Annotated in this window: 13 protein-coding genes and 5 pseudogenes; 6 read left to right on the forward strand and 12 right to left on the reverse strand. The window is 48.3% G+C overall.

Annotated elements, in window-relative coordinates; genetic code table 11:
• Positions 1-124 precede the first annotated feature (124 nt).
• The 4 genes from CE636_RS29315 to CE636_RS02510 form a co-directional block, all read right to left on the reverse strand.
• Entirely contained in the window at positions 125-547 is a 423-nt protein-coding gene (locus tag CE636_RS29315; protein ID WP_228258404.1) for a hypothetical protein, read from the reverse strand.
• Positions 548-640: 93 nt separating this feature from the next.
• The gene (locus tag CE636_RS29320) at positions 641-823 is read right to left on the reverse strand and encodes a hypothetical protein (protein WP_228258405.1); all 183 of its coding nucleotides are present in this window, start codon (positions 821-823) and stop codon (positions 641-643) included.
• A 368-nt stretch (positions 824-1,191) separates the two neighbouring features.
• A complete protein-coding gene (locus CE636_RS02505) occupies positions 1,192-1,761 on the reverse strand; it encodes a recombinase family protein (RefSeq protein WP_228258406.1) in 570 nt (189 codons plus the stop codon).
• A gap of 199 nt (positions 1,762-1,960) precedes the next feature.
• Positions 1,961-2,440: a plasmid pRiA4b ORF-3 family protein gene (locus tag CE636_RS02510; RefSeq protein ID WP_265937431.1), complete on the reverse strand. Its 480-nt coding sequence runs from the start codon at positions 2,438-2,440 to the stop codon at positions 1,961-1,963.
• A 140-nt stretch (positions 2,441-2,580) separates the two neighbouring features.
• Here CE636_RS02510 and CE636_RS02515 point away from each other — a divergent pair.
• Positions 2,581-2,796 (forward strand): annotated as a pseudogene (locus CE636_RS02515) (IS1 family transposase); the annotation flags it as partial.
• 10 nt (positions 2,797-2,806) lie between these two features.
• On the opposite strand, the gene CE636_RS02520 reads toward CE636_RS02515, so the two are convergent.
• From CE636_RS02520 to CE636_RS02530, 3 genes and pseudogenes are all read right to left on the reverse strand, one after another.
• Positions 2,807-2,998: a hypothetical protein gene (locus CE636_RS02520; RefSeq protein WP_001515192.1), complete on the reverse strand. Its 192-nt coding sequence runs from the start codon at positions 2,996-2,998 to the stop codon at positions 2,807-2,809.
• A gap of 3 nt (positions 2,999-3,001) precedes the next feature.
• A complete protein-coding gene (gene stbA / locus CE636_RS02525) occupies positions 3,002-3,394 on the reverse strand; it encodes a plasmid stabilization protein StbA (RefSeq protein WP_127837805.1) in 393 nt (130 codons plus the stop codon).
• Positions 3,395-4,048: 654 nt separating this feature from the next.
• Positions 4,049-5,019 (reverse strand): annotated as a pseudogene (locus CE636_RS02530) (IS5 family transposase).
• A gap of 837 nt (positions 5,020-5,856) precedes the next feature.
• Here CE636_RS02530 and CE636_RS02535 point away from each other — a divergent pair.
• Both CE636_RS02535 and CE636_RS02540 read left to right on the forward strand, forming a co-directional pair.
• On the forward strand, positions 5,857-6,471 hold the full coding sequence (locus CE636_RS02535) for a recombinase family protein (protein WP_127837806.1): 615 nt from the start codon (positions 5,857-5,859) through the stop codon (positions 6,469-6,471).
• 176 nt (positions 6,472-6,647) lie between these two features.
• Positions 6,648-6,854 (forward strand): annotated as a pseudogene (locus CE636_RS02540) (Rpn family recombination-promoting nuclease/putative transposase); the annotation flags it as partial.
• A 34-nt stretch (positions 6,855-6,888) separates the two neighbouring features.
• Here the strand turns inward: CE636_RS02540 and CE636_RS02545 are convergent.
• Both CE636_RS02545 and CE636_RS02550 read right to left on the reverse strand, forming a co-directional pair.
• Complete coding sequence (locus CE636_RS02545; RefSeq protein ID WP_032492056.1) at positions 6,889-7,593, reverse strand: IS6-like element IS26 family transposase; 705 nt, start codon at positions 7,591-7,593, stop codon at positions 6,889-6,891.
• Positions 7,594-7,714: 121 nt separating this feature from the next.
• Positions 7,715-7,873: pseudogene (locus CE636_RS02550) on the reverse strand (IS6 family transposase); the annotation flags it as partial.
• Between the two features lie 499 nt (positions 7,874-8,372).
• Here CE636_RS02550 and CE636_RS02555 point away from each other — a divergent pair.
• Positions 8,373-8,696 carry a DUF1778 domain-containing protein gene (locus CE636_RS02555; RefSeq protein WP_017900603.1) on the forward strand — a complete coding sequence of 108 codons (324 nt, stop codon included), beginning with the start codon at positions 8,373-8,375 and terminating at the stop codon, positions 8,694-8,696.
• The gene (locus CE636_RS02560; RefSeq protein WP_017900604.1) at positions 8,680-9,228 is read left to right on the forward strand and encodes a GNAT family N-acetyltransferase; all 549 of its coding nucleotides are present in this window, start codon (positions 8,680-8,682) and stop codon (positions 9,226-9,228) included. The genes CE636_RS02555 and CE636_RS02560 overlap by 17 nt, the downstream gene beginning before the upstream one ends.
• 264 nt (positions 9,229-9,492) lie before the next feature.
• Here the strand turns inward: CE636_RS02560 and CE636_RS02565 are convergent.
• From CE636_RS02565 to CE636_RS02575, 3 genes and pseudogenes are all read right to left on the reverse strand, one after another.
• Positions 9,493-9,624 (reverse strand): annotated as a pseudogene (locus tag CE636_RS02565) (IS5/IS1182 family transposase); the annotation flags it as partial.
• A 106-nt stretch (positions 9,625-9,730) separates the two neighbouring features.
• Positions 9,731-12,412: a TrlF family AAA-like ATPase gene (locus CE636_RS02570; protein WP_025999276.1), complete on the reverse strand. Its 2,682-nt coding sequence runs from the start codon at positions 12,410-12,412 to the stop codon at positions 9,731-9,733.
• A gap of 197 nt (positions 12,413-12,609) precedes the next feature.
• Positions 12,610-13,578, reverse strand: coding sequence for an IS5 family transposase (locus tag CE636_RS02575; protein WP_074469028.1), 969 nt, complete (start codon positions 13,576-13,578; stop codon positions 12,610-12,612).
• 613 nt (positions 13,579-14,191) lie between these two features.
• Between CE636_RS02575 and repE the strand changes: the two genes are divergently transcribed.
• Positions 14,192-14,947, forward strand: a complete 756-nt coding sequence (gene repE / locus CE636_RS02580) for a replication initiation protein RepE (protein WP_001568031.1) — start codon at positions 14,192-14,194, stop codon at positions 14,945-14,947.
• Positions 14,948-15,748: the final 801 nt, after the last annotated feature.

The raw sequence follows: 15,748 nt of genomic DNA on the forward strand, positions 1-15,748 counted from the left end.
GCCGTAGTTTGGGATCATCATCTTATTATTCCGGATGTAGGTATACATTTCATCCAGATGTTTTTGCAGGGATTTCAGGCTAGGATAGCTGAGTTCAGGGTCATCGCAATACATAACGCAATTATCAATATGTTCCAGCGCAGACAACATTGCCATGCCAGAGATATCGTTTAATGCTTTCCAGCAGTGCCAGAACTTTACTCCCCGCCTCTGGATCTGATACCAGCAGTCCCCGGGCATATTGCATGAGCACCTTCAGCCTCATGGTGATATGAAACCAGTCCAGCACATGCGTTGACTCAGGGTACATACCGAACTGGAGGTCCCTGAGATTATCCGCGCCGTCGGACAGAAAAAATATCTGCTGGTTGGCCTGCATTCCCTGCGCTGAAAGGTGGGTCATGAGCCTGCGTTCCGGATGACAGTCATCCTTCTGAACAAAACCGAAGCGGCGGGTGTCAGCAGGCGCACCAACGGAAAAGACTTCCCGGCAATAATTTTCAAAATTAACGCTTTTTGTCATCCCGATCGCGAACATAACCACCATCTATACCACCACAAGCGGTTTTCCTGGCCTGGGCAGGTTCCCCAGTCGCGGGGGCAGCCGGAAAGAAAACCTGAATGAGCTTCAGCCTCAGCGTCAAGACGCTGCGCCACCTGGCATAAATGATTCCTCACCGTTGAGGCATTTCAGGCTGTGGCCCACCGGCAGAATATCTTTCAGCAGACGAGTCGTCATTTCATAGGAGATCATCGAGGCCCAGCGGGTTTCAATATATTTCAGTGCCGGGTGAGAATAATCGCCGGCCCAGTCGCTGAGCAAACTGACTGTCTTTGTATCACTCTCTTCACAACGGCACCGGTACACCGAAGCCCGGATACCGGAATAACGCCAACAGCGTCCGGTACGGTATTTTCTGTTTGCCTTTGATTCTGCGCGCAGCAAGGCAGTGGAGGGCACCGGATATGGTTTGAGTATATTCGTCTGCCTGCAGCTGGACCACCGACTGCTGGACCGTATTCAGCACAGCTTGGATTCTGACACCGATAATCCGATGTCGTTCCGGGTCTCCCCTGATTTCTGGATTGTCATCAGTTCCTCCGTTCGACTGGAGCCTGATTCATCGGTGATGACTATCTGGAGCGTCAGTTGCATCATTGCTCCTGCTGTGGTGGATGACTATCTCCCGGCTACTGGTTGTTCATCTGGTGACGAAGCTTATAATATGTGGAAACGCCAAGGCCGCATGGTCGCAGGCGATCCTGAGCCTGACCCTCTGCTTCTGAGTGCGTCAATTTCTGGATCTTTTTGATATCGGCGCCGGGGCGCCCTGTTTTTTCACCCCGTGCTTTTTTCGCGGCGATGCCGTCGGCCTGCCTTTCCTTCAGTAAGGCTCGTTCAAACTGGCTGAATGCCGACATCATGTGCAGCTGCAGTTCCTGCATCGGATTGTTTGTGCCGGCGCTGAACGTCAGCTGCTCTTTCAGAAAAATAAGGGTAACGCCCTGGTCACGAAGCCGGGTGGTGACAGCGCACATATCCGACATATTCCGGCAAAGGCGATCGATGGAATGAACCAGAAGCGTATCACCAGGGCGTAATTGCCCCAGGAGTTCCTGTAACCCCGGGCGGTTTGTGTCCTTCGCGCTGGCATGCTCAACACAAATTTTATCAGGCTGAAAACCCGCCTTTGACAATGCCTCTTCCTGACGGGCCGTATTCTGATCGGCCGAGCTTACCCTGATGTAGGCATATTGCACGCAAAACCTCCGGAAGGTCTTTAAACATCATAGAGATTTAAAGAATAATCCATAAACACTGATTTAGGGAGGTTTATAGACATTTTTCGGGATCTGAGAGGCATGCTGAAAACGTATACCTTTATAGACATCAGTCAGCGACGACGGCCCAGCCAGATAACTTCAGGCTCCAGTACCGGAGATGCAAGGTCGAGCCTGCTCAGTTGCCGGTTGATTTTGTGGCGGTTGAACCTGACAGCATCCAGGTCGTCAGCAAAAGGGGGATCTCGCCGACCGTTGTTTCATCATCCGCATTAACGATAGCTTCAAGAAACGCCAGGGTTTTATCGAACTCATCCGCAGCTGTGGCTCCGGGCATACCATGGCCGCTTATACAAAACGGCGCTTTCAGCGTAGAGTTTTCATAAATGGCCTCAACACGAATGTCATGAAGCCAGTGCTCAAAGAAATTGTATTCATAGGTAAAGCGATCGCCAGCATCAAAAGCAAAATCATCAATCACGACCCGGAACGGATTATCGACAAAACCGATGCCTCCTTCGTAGGAGATACCGTAATCTTTGCCATAAATGTGAAATTGATGGAGATGGTCGTCCCCCCAGCCCTGCACTATCTGGAAAATGAAGTGAAGCGCGGCCAGTGACGTGTCGGCAGCAATTCTCAGCCGACGCCAGACCATCGGACTGACTCCATGAACTGCTATTTTGATGACGTAGATCTTCATAGTCAGCAGGTATTGTTATGAAATGATGGTGGTTATTTTAACCCCTGTAGATGGCATCATTCGATGGCTGCCCCGAGGTTTTTCATGCTCTCCTGGTGTTTTACGCGTATGACAGGATACGGAGGACGGTTGTGGCGCACGTATTCGGTGAACGCACGCTGGCCACGCTGGAACGTCTTCCGGGCCTGCTGTCGGCCTTTGAGGTCGTGGTATGGATGACGGATGACTGGCCGCTTTATGAATCACGCCTGAAGGGAGAACTGCATGACAAAGTCATTGGACATTATCTGAACATAAAACACTACCAGTAAGTTGGAGTCATTACCCCTCAATCAAACGTGAGAAGTCGTCACCTTTAAAACTGGTCACATTTTCAATACCCAGATCGGAAGCAGACTGGTTGATAGTCTCTACCGCATAGAACTTTGCACCAGTCAGGCGCGGGGCTAACAGGTAAGATGAAATTAAGGTTTTACCAACACTGCCACTGTAATTAATTACCGCTACTTTCATAAATCACCTCAGAATTTTTTTGTTGAACTTCTTAGGGTTGAAATCCTCACCGATTTTATTGAAGAATTCTTTATCAATAATGCCGGGACTCTCTGCTTTTTCACTTTCCTGCGCTTCAGGCTCAGACGGTTGTGTATTGTGCAATACACTTTCCGCTGCACCCTTCGCGCTACTCTTATCATGTGTATTGTGTAATACATTTTTTCGGTTTTGCCGCGTTCTATACAGTGCCATCTCAAGCCCTTTGGCTGTTACCGAAAAGCTGTATTCGCTGTCGAGGATTTCAGCAATTTCATGCCGCGTTAGCCCTCTGTCCAGCCAGTTCTCGATTTCATTTAGGCGCAATCTGACAGCAGCCGATAAGTTGCGGGGTTTCAGATCTGCTGGTTTATTCATAACCCCCCGTTGTATGAAAATGACTCTACAACACTCGTAAGAAGGGTCAATCGAGTTTTGTAGTTTATCTGTAGTTTTCTTGTAGTCTCTTTGTAGTCTGTCACGTTTTTTGTAGTTTCTTTGTAGTTTTTCTTGTAGTCTATTTGTAGTCTACCAACACTAAGGCAAAACGTTTTTTGTAGTTTATCTGTAGTTTTTGGTTGCTCAGATGGTCATGCAAGCATGACCATCAAAGAATAGGACGCTTTTTAGCCAAATGACCCTTAACCTACGGAGATCTCCCTACCAAAAAAGATGATTTTTTATCCCTTAACCTGCTATACACCTAACGCAGCGTGATAAATCACGCTATATCACTGATTTAAAATCAAAAAAACCAAATTTAGCCATGCTGCGGTATACCCAGTATTACAAATCTAATCTAACTTACTGATTTAAAACATTTTTTATTTATTACTTTGGTAATACTATGATTTCACCGTATTAGACACCCTTTTTTTCGTTTAAAAAATGCACAAAGTGAGGACTGAATGCCACAATAACCGCAAAAGTATCAGATGAACTTTTGGCCTATATAGACCTGGTTTCAGGTGGTAATCGGCTTTGTTGAATAAATAAGATTTCGTGCGAACGACCCTGTAGCTGGCTGGATTTTCAGGCAATACGCACGCTTTCTGGCATCCCAGCCTTTGTCATCCTGTTCAACGCTCGTACCAGGGCCATAGCTTCCGCTACCTGACCATCGTAGTCACGCAGCGTCAGTGAATCTCCCAACAACTGCTTCATTCTGTACATTGCCGTTTCCGCTATCGAGCGACGGTTATATTCCGTTGTCCATTTCCACCGCGCATTACTCCCGGTCATTCGCTGATTAGCCACTGCACGGTTACGGTCTGCATATTCACCGGGCCAGTAACCTGCACCTTTTCGGGGAGGGATAAGCGCGCTGATTTTCTTACGCCGCAGTTCATCGTGACAGAGCCGGGTGTCGTAAGCCCCGTCTGCCGCGGCTGCCCTGATTTTTCTGTGCGTCTGTCGGATAAGTCCCGGGAAGGCTTCTGAGTCCGTGACGTTATTCAGCGACAGGTCTGCACAGACAACTTCATGTGTGTTGCTGTCAACAGCAAGATGCAACTTTCGCCAGATACGACGGCGCTCTTTGCCGTGCTTTCTGACTTTCCATTCGCCTTCACCAAAGACCTTCAGCCCGGTGGTATCAATCACCAGGTGTGCGATTTCACCCCGGGTGGACGTTTTGAAACTGACATTAACCGACTTTGCCCGCTTACTGACACTGGTGTAATCCGGGCAGCGCAACGGAACGTTCATCAGGGCAAAAATGGAATCAATAAAACCCTGCGCAGCCCGCAGGGTCAGCCGGAATACGCGTTTTAATCACCAGAACGGTGGTGATGGCGAGATCAGAATAGCGCTGGGGCCTTCCTCGTGATGAAGGCGTTGCCGACTCATACCAGGCCTGAATCGCCCCATCATCCAGCCAGAAAGTGAGGGAGCCACGGTTGATGAGAGCTTTGTTGTAGGTGGACCCAGTTGGTGATTCTGAACTTTTGCTTTGCCACGGAATGGTCTGTGTTGTCGGGAGGATGCGTGATCTGATCCTTCAACTCAGCAAAAGTTCGATTTATTCAACAAAGCCATTTGGAAGCATTACCTTTCAGATGAATGACTAAGAACAAGAATAATTGTTAGTAGTAAAAATGATCTTTTTTTAATCGTATAAATTTACATTTAGCGCAAGCGCCCTTCACTTGTACTCTGACATTTTTACTTTGTTCTAGATCAATAAATCGCGATTATTAGGAATGCGTTACAGTAATAAATTAACCCATAATTGGGGTCAAGGCAGCGGATGATAAGGCTTCAAGCGGGTTTAGATGTAAAAAAGCCCGACTGGTGATCGGGCTTTTTTACATCCAAAACTAAGCTGGTACTCAGATCTGGAATGGAACTATCTTTAACTGACGGTTGAATGATACCCCCCACTCTTTACTCTGATCAATCTGATTTACAAGAGCCAGCTAACACATTGATTAGACTCTGGCTGACTAACAGGTGGTGCTGAGTCAGTACCATTACCTGAGTGGAACTATCTTTAACTGACATTAAAGATTAAAAACCGAATGACAGAGTGGAAGGGTTCATTCGGTGTTCTACTCTCCAGAAAAGGAGAGAAAATGGAGACTCTTACAAAAGTCATCCAGGCTCTGAAAGCGCTCATTGTGCTTTTAGAGTTAATTCGCTGGTTCTTCTAACAACCAGCTCACCCAAGAGCCAGGATTCCCTGGCTTTTTTATTAACCAATCCTAGACCACTCGCCAATATGTCACATTAGGGTATAGTTCATATGTACCACCTCAAGAGGTATCGGGTAGTTTTATTGTTACCACTTAAGTGATACCATGATGAACAGTACCACTTAAATGTTACCACTAGGACAAAAAATGTTCGTTTTTGGTTACCTCCGGGCATCCACTTCAGAGCAGGATGCCAGCCGGGCAAAAAATGCACTGAAGGCGTTTGCAAACCAACATGGACACCGTATTGCTGGCTGGTATATCGATAATGTCTCCGGTACGACAATGAATCGTCCTGAACTGATCAGGCTTCTTGGTGATGCGGAACCTGGTGATGTGATTCTCATTGAACAGGTCGACAGGCTCACTCGCCTGGATGATGCAGGCTGGGAGACACTCAGAAAGCAAATTACAGACAAGCAGCTGGCCATCGTCAGTCTTGATCTACCGACCAGCCATCTGGCGCTATCCAGCACAGTAAGTGATGACTTTACCCGAAGCATGCTGAAGGCCGTAAATGGCATGATGCTGGATATGCTGGCCGCTATTGCCCGAAAAGATTACGAAGACCGTCGACGTCGACAGTCAGAGGGTATCAGTAAGGCGAAAGCTGAAGGAAAATACCGGGGCAGGGTGGCCGATGCGCAGAAACATGAACTGATACGCACTCTGCGCCTGGTCAATGGAAAATCGCTGCGAGAAACAGCTCGCCTGGCGGGCGTTTCTAAAATGACAGTAATTCGGGTCTGCTCCCAGCGCTAACAAATAACGATCTCTCTGTTCGCAAACGTGAGTTGTCCGGCATCCTGAATGATTGATATGCAAGAATATAGACTGAGCGGCCTTACGGGAAAGAAATACATCATCATCTGACTGGCCATTATGTGCTGCTCCTGCCTGTGATAGCATACCCGGGTCATTTTTCAGAGCCAGGGCTGATGATGAAGAAAAACAGCACCCCCACACCCCACGATGCCACGTTCAGGCAGTTCCTGACGCAGCCGGATATTGCCCGGGATTTTATGAAGTTGCATTTGCCCGCTGAGCTGCAGGCCATCTGCGACCTCAGCACGCTGAAACTGGAATCCGGCTCGTTCGTTGAGGATGACCTCCGCCAGTATTTCAGCGGCACTGTTGCAAAGTTAGCGATGAGGCAGCCTTTTGTCTTATTCAAAGGCCTTACATTTCAAAAACTCTGCTTACCAGGCGCATTTCGCCCAGGGGATCACCATAATAAAATGCTGAGGCCTGGCCTTTGCGTAGTGCACGCATCACCTCAATACCTTTGATGGTGGCGTAAGCCGTCTTCATGGATTTAAATCCCAGCGTGGCGCCGATTATCCGTTTCAGTTTGCCATGATCGCATTCAATCACGTTGTTCCGGTACTTAATCTGTCGGTGTTCAACGTCAGACGGGCACTGGCCTTCGCGTTTGAGCAGAGCAAGCGCGCGACCATAGGCGGGCGCTTTATCCGTGTTGATGAATCGCGGGATCTGCCACTTCTTCACGTTGTTGAGGATTTTACCCAGAAACCGGTATGCAGCTTTGCTGTTACGACGGGAGGAGAGATAAAAATCGACAGTGCGGCCCCGGCTGTCGACGGCCCGGTACAGATACGCCCAGCGGCCATTGACCTTCACGTAGGTTTCATCCATGTGCCACGGGCAAAGATCGGAAGGGTTACGCCAGTACCAGCGCAGCCGTTTTTCCATTTCAGGCGCATAACGCTGAACCCAGCGGTAAATCGTGGAGTGATCGACATTCACTCCGCGTTCAGCCAGCATCTCCTGCAGCTCACGGTAACTGATGCCGTATTTGCAGTACCAGCGTACGGCCCACAGAATGATGTCACGCTGAAAATGCCGGCCTTTGAATGGGTTCATGTGCAGCTCCATCAGCAAAAGGGGATGATAAGTTTATCACCACCGACTATTTGCAACAGTGCCCCGCCCGTTTATGCCGACGAAACACAGTATCCAACAATGGTACCAGACGGATAACTCAGCGGTGAAGCGTGGAGTGGTCAACATGAAGACCACGTTCCGCGATCATCTCTTCGAGATCACGCAGACTCAGTGAGTAAACCAGATACCAGCGGACACACTGAGCAATAACGTCGACGGGATCGTGCAGACGTTTGAAGGTATTTCGGATCAGAGACATTAACTGTAACTATCGGCAACATTACAAAAAAACAGCATGTTATCTGACGCAGCCTTAATGCGACAGAGCCTAAACGGCACCCGTACAACACCCGGACATATTGTACGTACAGAGTACGGCTTGAGTTGACACTGGTTACGAAGCATGCAAAACTATGTGGGTAGCTAAAGAAAGTTAGCTAAAAATTTAAATTCAATAAAAACACGATTAAATTACTTAAATATCAATCATATATACTTATTCATGTCATCTACTATAAAAGGAAATTCTATGTCTATCAAAGCGACTTCTATTAATTCAGCTGGTAATGAGTCAATCAAACAGTCACGTGAAAATCATTTAAATATCAATCACATAAGATGTAACAGTCAGATGAATGGAAACAGTAGAGCCATACGTCTTCTTATGGAAACCAACACAAAAGGAAATTTACGATGATCATTAATTATGGAGGTATATAACTGAATTTTTTAATAAAAAAATTGTTCGTGGAGAATACATGATGAGAAACACCAATGTGACTGGTGGTTCCGCAAGCTTGGCTTTGGCTGGAGCCAAAGACACACGTGTCGAGCTGAGAACCAGTGCCGACATAAAAGAGAAGTTGAAAGAAGCAGCCTCGCTGGTTGGGGTGGATATGAGTGCGTTTATTTTGATGGCTGCTACACGCGCAGCTCAGCAGGCGCTAGATGAACAGCGAATGCGAGTGCTCAGCGAACAGGAGTGGAATCATCTAAACGACATCATTAATTCACCTCGTCAGCCGGGAGAGAAACTCCGTGCGCTAATGACAAGGGAAACAAGGTATGTCCGAGATTACTAATGAGCAGTTCCGCGTAATAAAGGCTGATTCCGATGTAGAAATCACCGGGATTAAGCAGTTCGATTGTGGCGAAAAAGTGCTGAATGGTTATTTACAGCAGTTAAAGCGCCAGTGTGGCCGTGACAACATCCACGGGTTATTGCTTCTTAAAGGCGATAAAGTTGTAGGGTTTGTGACGGCCTCTTTGTATCAGTTGGGCCGCGATGAAGTTCCTGATGGAACATTCCCATATTCGGTACCACCTGTGTTTGCGGTGATGAAAATCCCAATGATTGCCATCGATAAGCAATACCAAAGGCAGGGCTGGGGTGAAGAGTTGTTGCGCGCTATTCTCGATTACTGCGTCGAGAGCGCTGCATTTGTGAAGGGCATTAAAGGGGTTTACCTTGATGCTAAAGTTGGTGCAAGGGCTTTTTACGAAAGCTTCGATTTTGAAGCTACGCGTGAAGAGGTCTCTGCCAACGATACAATCCCAATGTTCATTTCAATGGACACGTTACGGGAAGCTAAAGAGCTGGAAAAAAGCGCCTGATGGCCTTTTTACAGATCACAGTGGTGAAGCCATAGCAGTGTGGCTTCACTGCGACTCACTCATCGCTGTTTGAGTGACCTCATGGATTTGCTTCTCCCTTAGGTCAGGTGATGATGAGCCAAAAGCAGACAGCGTTTGCGATAACCACCCAATGGGTGGTTATCGCGTTTTTGGGGTTCCGAGCCTGTACCCTACACAACCCCTGAAAGGTTTTGTGGAATAAATCAGATTTGGGATAAGCATCCCCATAGCCGGTTGCTGATGTCAGGCAATACGCTCGCTTTCTGGCATTCCTGCCTTCGTCATTATGCTCAGCGCACGTATCATGGCCAGAGCCTTTGCAACCTGTCCATCCTAGTCCCGCAGCGTCAGTGAACCACCGAACAGCTGCTTCACGCTATCGGATAATATTTTAAACGGCGATCCGATGACATTAAATTTTAATTTAAACAATGAATTAAATCCTTAACGTACGTTTCCGCTCCATTGGCCCTCAGACCCCTTAGATGGCTTTAAGCCACAACATGCCGTATTTTTGCTCACGGGCTTCGAACGCCTGACGGCCTCCCTCAAGCACATCGCATATTGCCTTGCGCATGCTGTTTGACGCATCATGATCTCCGTATTCAAGCGCCCCGCTACGGTAACTGATGACTTCATCATTATTAGTGGCGATGATGACCTGCTCAGCATCACAGTTCACCACCAGGTTGGCGTTATGCGTCACGATAATGACCTGCCTGTACTGTTTTATTTTTCTGAAGAGAGGTACCAGACTGTGCATGATGAAGTCATTGTCTAGGTCATCTTCTGGCTGATCGAATACAAATGGCGATCCGAAGGCGTCCGTCGCCAGTTTAAGGCAGACATAGAAGGTCCCCCGTTGACCGGCTGACAGTTTTTCGACCGTTTTGCCTTTGTATTCAAATTCCGCCCTGACGTTCAGATAGCGCTGGATCTGCTCCGGACTGAACAGATAACTGAGTAGTGAATCCGGTCCCTGACTGTTAAAATATTCATCACGCCAGAAGAACTCTTCGACGGTCAGTTTTTTGTCCGAAAATTCCGGCAGAACCAGCATTGGTTCATTTGCCTGCAGTGCCCGAAACTCATCAATACCGCTGACCCTGAACACCTCCCGAAGCCTGTCAACAGAGGTCAGCTCCCCGCTAGCCCTGAATCGTCCTCGGTTCAGACAACTGAGCATTCCATCATAAAAGGCCTTTATATCAAAGTGTGGCTGTCCATAAATGCGGATATCCGTAAGAATGTCTTTTATCAGGGCCTGCTGGTCCTGCGTCAGATGTGGTTTTTTGGTTAGCGACGCGAAAGCCGTATCGATCACACCCTGTCTGGACAGCAATCCATCCATGAATTCAGCCGCAACCTTGGCGCGTTGTTCCAGTCCGGTCTGGTACTGTGTCTCTCGCCGCGCTATTTCACGCAAATGCGTTTCCGCAAGCTCCGTTTGACGCTGATATTCATGTACTTTTTCCAGCAACCCTGTGATGTCCTGTCCCAGTCCCTGCTCACGGAAAGCGCCAATAATCTCGTCGTTATCACGCCCGAACTGTGCCGTCTGCTCCTGCACGGATAGAAGCCTGCGCGCAACAGCCTCTGTCTGTGCTGACAGATCTACGAGCGGGATCGCTTCTTGAGCGGTAGAGTCAGCATTAATAGCCGCTATGCTGGCATTCAGGTTATGTTCGGCCGTCGCAATGTCCGCACGCACACCTGTTAATTTATCCCGCATCTGAACCAGCAATGTCTGGCGCCGGCTGTTTTCACGAAACGTCTCAATCAATGCCTTATTGCGGTCACTTGTGAGAACCTCAATTTTTTCCTGAGCGCCTCTGATGATCTGCTGCTGAAACTCACGCGTATTCACCGGCTCTGAATGCTCATTCCTGTACAAACTGAATTCACGCCAGGCACCCCAGGCGCTGAGGTTTTCTGCCAGTTGTGTGGCCGTATCACCCTCCTCATGAACCGGTGTCAGCCTCAGCATTTTCTTGATCTCATCACTGATGAGCCCCGGCTCCTGGCAGAGTTTTTTGATTTCCCCCTGAGACACATGCAGATACTCATACCCTTCTGAACGGGCATCAAATCGTATCTTCTCACCATTGGCTTTATCCAATTCAATACTTAGATACTGAACATTCACTTCACGTTGCTCGCTTCCCCGTGCCGCGGTACCGGCAAAGCGGGAACGGAGCGCATCAAGCAGCAGGCTTTTACCTGTGCCCCGGCCGCCAATAATCGCCACCATATCCTGACTAAGGGGGATGGACAGCTTCCTGAAGCTGATTTCCTGGCCATCGAAAATCGTCCCTTCAATATCGATCTGACTGAAATGCGCTTTTGGCGTGAGCTCAGTCAGCCACTCATCCCCGAGCCTCAGTCGGCCTTCAGGCTCCAGTAACGCTTGGCGAAGCCCCTCGAAAGTCGGAAGCGCCTTTACCCAAGTGTAACGGCTGCCGATATCCTCCACCCGGTGTGCATCGGAGCAGAGGAAGACGGGTTTGACGCCAGCATCGTCATAACGATTCGTTTTCATAAAAAATTCACGATCGCCCTTTCCGCCGAAAATAATATGTCCCTGACGGTCGATCTCGGTTGCGATTGCCGCAGAGCGCCCATTTGCGTCGGGTCGATAACCGCCATACCCGTTCGGACAGACGGCCACTAGGTAATCCCTGAACGGGCGGAATGCGGAACTGAGATGCTCAAGCAGTGCACTGAACGCCACCACAATGGTATCCACACCATGGCCACTTTCCATGACGCTCTTTTCACAGCAGTAAATGGCCTTTCTGTCGCCGTCTGTTAACCGGAGCGGAAAACGGGCTAGGGCTTCGTTAATACGTTCGGTGCTCACCTTATCTGAAAAAAGGATATGGACATTAATAAAATCCCCGGCCTTGTTCTGTTGATCAAGGCGGAATTCCACATTTCCCAGCACGGTTATATTGAGACCCTGACGGGCAATCTCTTCCCTGATCGTTTCCAGCTCATTCTGCCGGAAATAAAAATAGTTGGTCACGGCGACAAGAGAAAGTTGCTTTTCTCCGAGTAGATGTACATAGCGCTCTATATCACACTGGTCGGAGTAACCATTGGCCTGCCACGTCATCGGACTGTGAATATGTAAATCCCATTTATTCCATTCTGAACCTTTCACAGACGATCCTTTATAATGAGAACATTTCCCTTATAATAATGAGGATTTCGTTATGTTGCCATTTTATTTCACTATGCCTTCATGAATGCCACTGGCAGTGAAGATTATGGCTTTAAATGCAATAATTCTTATCTTCTTCCTGGCTTTGTTGAATAAATCAGATTTCGGGTAAGTCTCCCCCGTAGCGGGTTGTGTTTTCAGGCAATACGTACGCTTTCAGGCATACCTGCTTTCGTCATTTTGTTCAGCGCTCGTACCAGGGCCATAGCTTCCGCTACCTGACCATCGTAGTCACGCAGCGTCAGTGAATCTCCCAACAACTGCTTCATTCTGTACATTGCCGTTTCCGCTATCGAGCGACGGTTATATTCCGTTGTCCATTTCCACCGCGCATTACTCCCGGTCATTCGCTGATTAGCCACTGCACGGTTACGGTCTGCATATTCACCGGGCCAGTAACCTGCACCTTTTCGGGGAGGGATAAGCGCGCTGATTTTCTTACGCCGCAGTTCATCGTGACAGAGCCGGGTGTCGTAAGCCCCGTCTGCCGCGGCTGCCCTGATTTTTCTGTGCGTCTGTCGGATAAGTCCCGGGAAGGCTTCTGAGTCCGTTACGTTGTTCAGCGACAGGTCTGCACAGATGATTTCATGTGTTTTGCTGTCAACTGCCAGATGCAACTTTCGCCATATACGGCGGCGTTCCTGGCCGTGTTTTTTGACTTTCCATTCGCCTTCACCAAAGACCTTCAGCCCGGTGGAATCAATCACCAGATGCGCGATTTCACCCCGGGTGAACGTTTTGAAACTGACATTAACCGACTTTGCCCGCCTGCTGACACTGGTGTAATCCGGGCAGCGCAACGGAACATTCATCAGTGTAAAAATGGAATCAATAAAACCCTGTGCAGCCCGCAGGGTCAACCTGAACACGCGTTTAATGACCAGAACGGTGGTGATGGCGAGATCAGAATAGCGCTGAGGTCTTCCCCGTGATGAAGGCGTTGCCGACTCATACCAGGCCTGAATAGCTTCATCATCCAGCCAGAAAGTGAGGGAGCCACGGTTGATGAGGGCTTTATTGTAGGTGGGCCAGTTGGTGATTCTGAACTTTTGCTTTGCCACGGAACGGTCTGCGTTGTCGGGAAGATGTGTGATCTGATCCTTCAACTCAGCAAAAGTTCGATTTATTCAACAAAGCCGAAGTAGTGTTCTGTCACGACGGGAGCCAGGGTTAATAAAAACGATTCGAGTATGTCTGCAGGGACGATAGAAATCTTCGTGGGGGTTGTCTCGCAGTAGTGGATACCTGAGAGCGTCTCGGGGGATTAGTATCTTCCGGCCACGGATGTGTTCGAGCCAGCAGTGCTCGCCGCAGCCGAGCGACAGGGCGAAGCCCCGAGTGAGCGAGGAAGCACCAGGGAAGAATACTTTGTATATTCTGCTGACGCTCAATGCCTGAAAAATCATCTCACCTAGGGGTTATCCACTTATCCACGGGGATATTTTTATAAGATCTTTTTTAATAGTTGTTAGATCTTTATTTTTAGAATGCCCACAGGCCTTTATCCATGCGGGTTCCAGAGAGGGATCTGTGACAAACCGCCCTTTCAGTGTGACAAATCACCCTCAAATAGCCGTCCTTTCTGTGACAAGTTGCCCTTAACTCTGTGACAAATTGCCCTCAGGAAGCATTGCTTTTCACAAAGTTATCCCTCCCTGTTGACTCTGTATTATAAAGTGTGACAATCTTAAAACCTGTCACACTTCACATGGACCTGTCATGGCGGAAATAGCGGTTATAAACCATAAAAAACGTAAAAATAGCCCGCGGATTGTCCAGTCAAATGAGCTGACTGAGGCGGCATATAGTCTCTCCAGGGATCAAAAGCGTATGCTGTATCTGTTCGTTGACCAGATCAGAAAATCCGACGGCTCCCTGCAGGAACATGACGGTATCTGCGAAATTCACGTTGCTAAATACGCTGAAACATTCGGACTGACCTCCGCTGAAGCCAGTAAGGATATACGACAGGCTTTAAAAGGTTTTGCGGGTAAGGAAGTGGTTTTCTATCGCCCTGAAGAGGATGCCGGCGATGAAAAAGGGTATGAATCCTTTCCCTGGTTTATCAAACGTGCGCACAGTCCATCCAGAGGGCTTTATAGCGTACATATCAACCCATATCTCATTCCCTTCTTCATCGGGCTACAGAACCGGTTTACGCAGTTCCGGCTCAGTGAAACAAAAGAGATTACCAATCCGTATGCCATGCGTTTATACGAATCCCTGTGTCAGTACCGTAAACCTGATGGCTCTGGTGTCGTGTCCCTGAAAATCGACTGGATCATGGAGCGCTACCAGCTACCTCAAAGTTATCAGCGTATGCCGGATTTTCGGCGCCGTTTCCTCCAGGCAAGTGTTGATGAGATCAATAGCCGGACACCTATGCGCCTCTCTTACATCGAGAAAAAGAAAGGCCGCCAGACGACTCATATTGTATTTTCCTTCCGTGATATCACCTCGATGACAACAGAATAGTCTGAGGGTTATCTGTCACAGATTTGAGGGTGGTTCGTCACATTTGATCTGGAAGGTTGAGGGTGATTTGTCACAGTTTTGCTGTTCCCTCCCTTGCATCCTGCGCTTACTCATAGTTTTTTTGGCTGTAACCGGTAGTGGAGCCAGAATTGAGGGCAATTTGTCACCCTATCCTGAGGGTAGTTTGTCACACTAGATTTTCCCCTCTTCCAGTTAGTCATATGACATGAGGGCAAGTTCGACATAATTAATGAGGGCAGATTGTCACATTTGTTGCCCTGAACACGCTATCTGTGTGTGCCTATACATGTGGTGTTTCACGAAGCCCTGGCCGTCCACGAAGTTGACCTGTTCCCCACAGAGGATGGAAAACTCTTCTTGTGCTGAGCGTAAGAACTATCTGCCGGAACGGTTCCTCTTCGCTTCCTCGCCAGTTCGCTCGCTACGCTCGGTTACATGGCTGCGGCGAGCGCTGCCTGATTCTAATAGCATGCTTCATGCAGCCGTCGGGGCTTATAATGACGTAGTTTCCAGACAGTGATTTTCTAGCGCTCGGCTCATGTTGTGATGTCTGCGTGATTGCTGCTTTCTTGCCGCTATATTGCCGATTTATCGATACAATCCTCAGTGAGCTTTCATTGATTATTGCTGCAAGATTGCATAAAGCTTGCTGCTTTCGTTATCGTTAACTTGTCACAAGTATTCGGCTGTCAATTCCTCCAGTCTTCTGAATAGCAAGATTTAATCTTGCTGCTAGATTTTTGATTATTGCAATCTTGCTGCAAGCTGTTATCTTGTTCA

Origin of the sequence: Klebsiella sp. LY (assembly GCF_004010915.1) — a bacterium.
In the GTDB taxonomy this organism is placed as follows: Bacteria; Pseudomonadota; Gammaproteobacteria; order Enterobacterales; family Enterobacteriaceae; genus Klebsiella; species Klebsiella quasipneumoniae.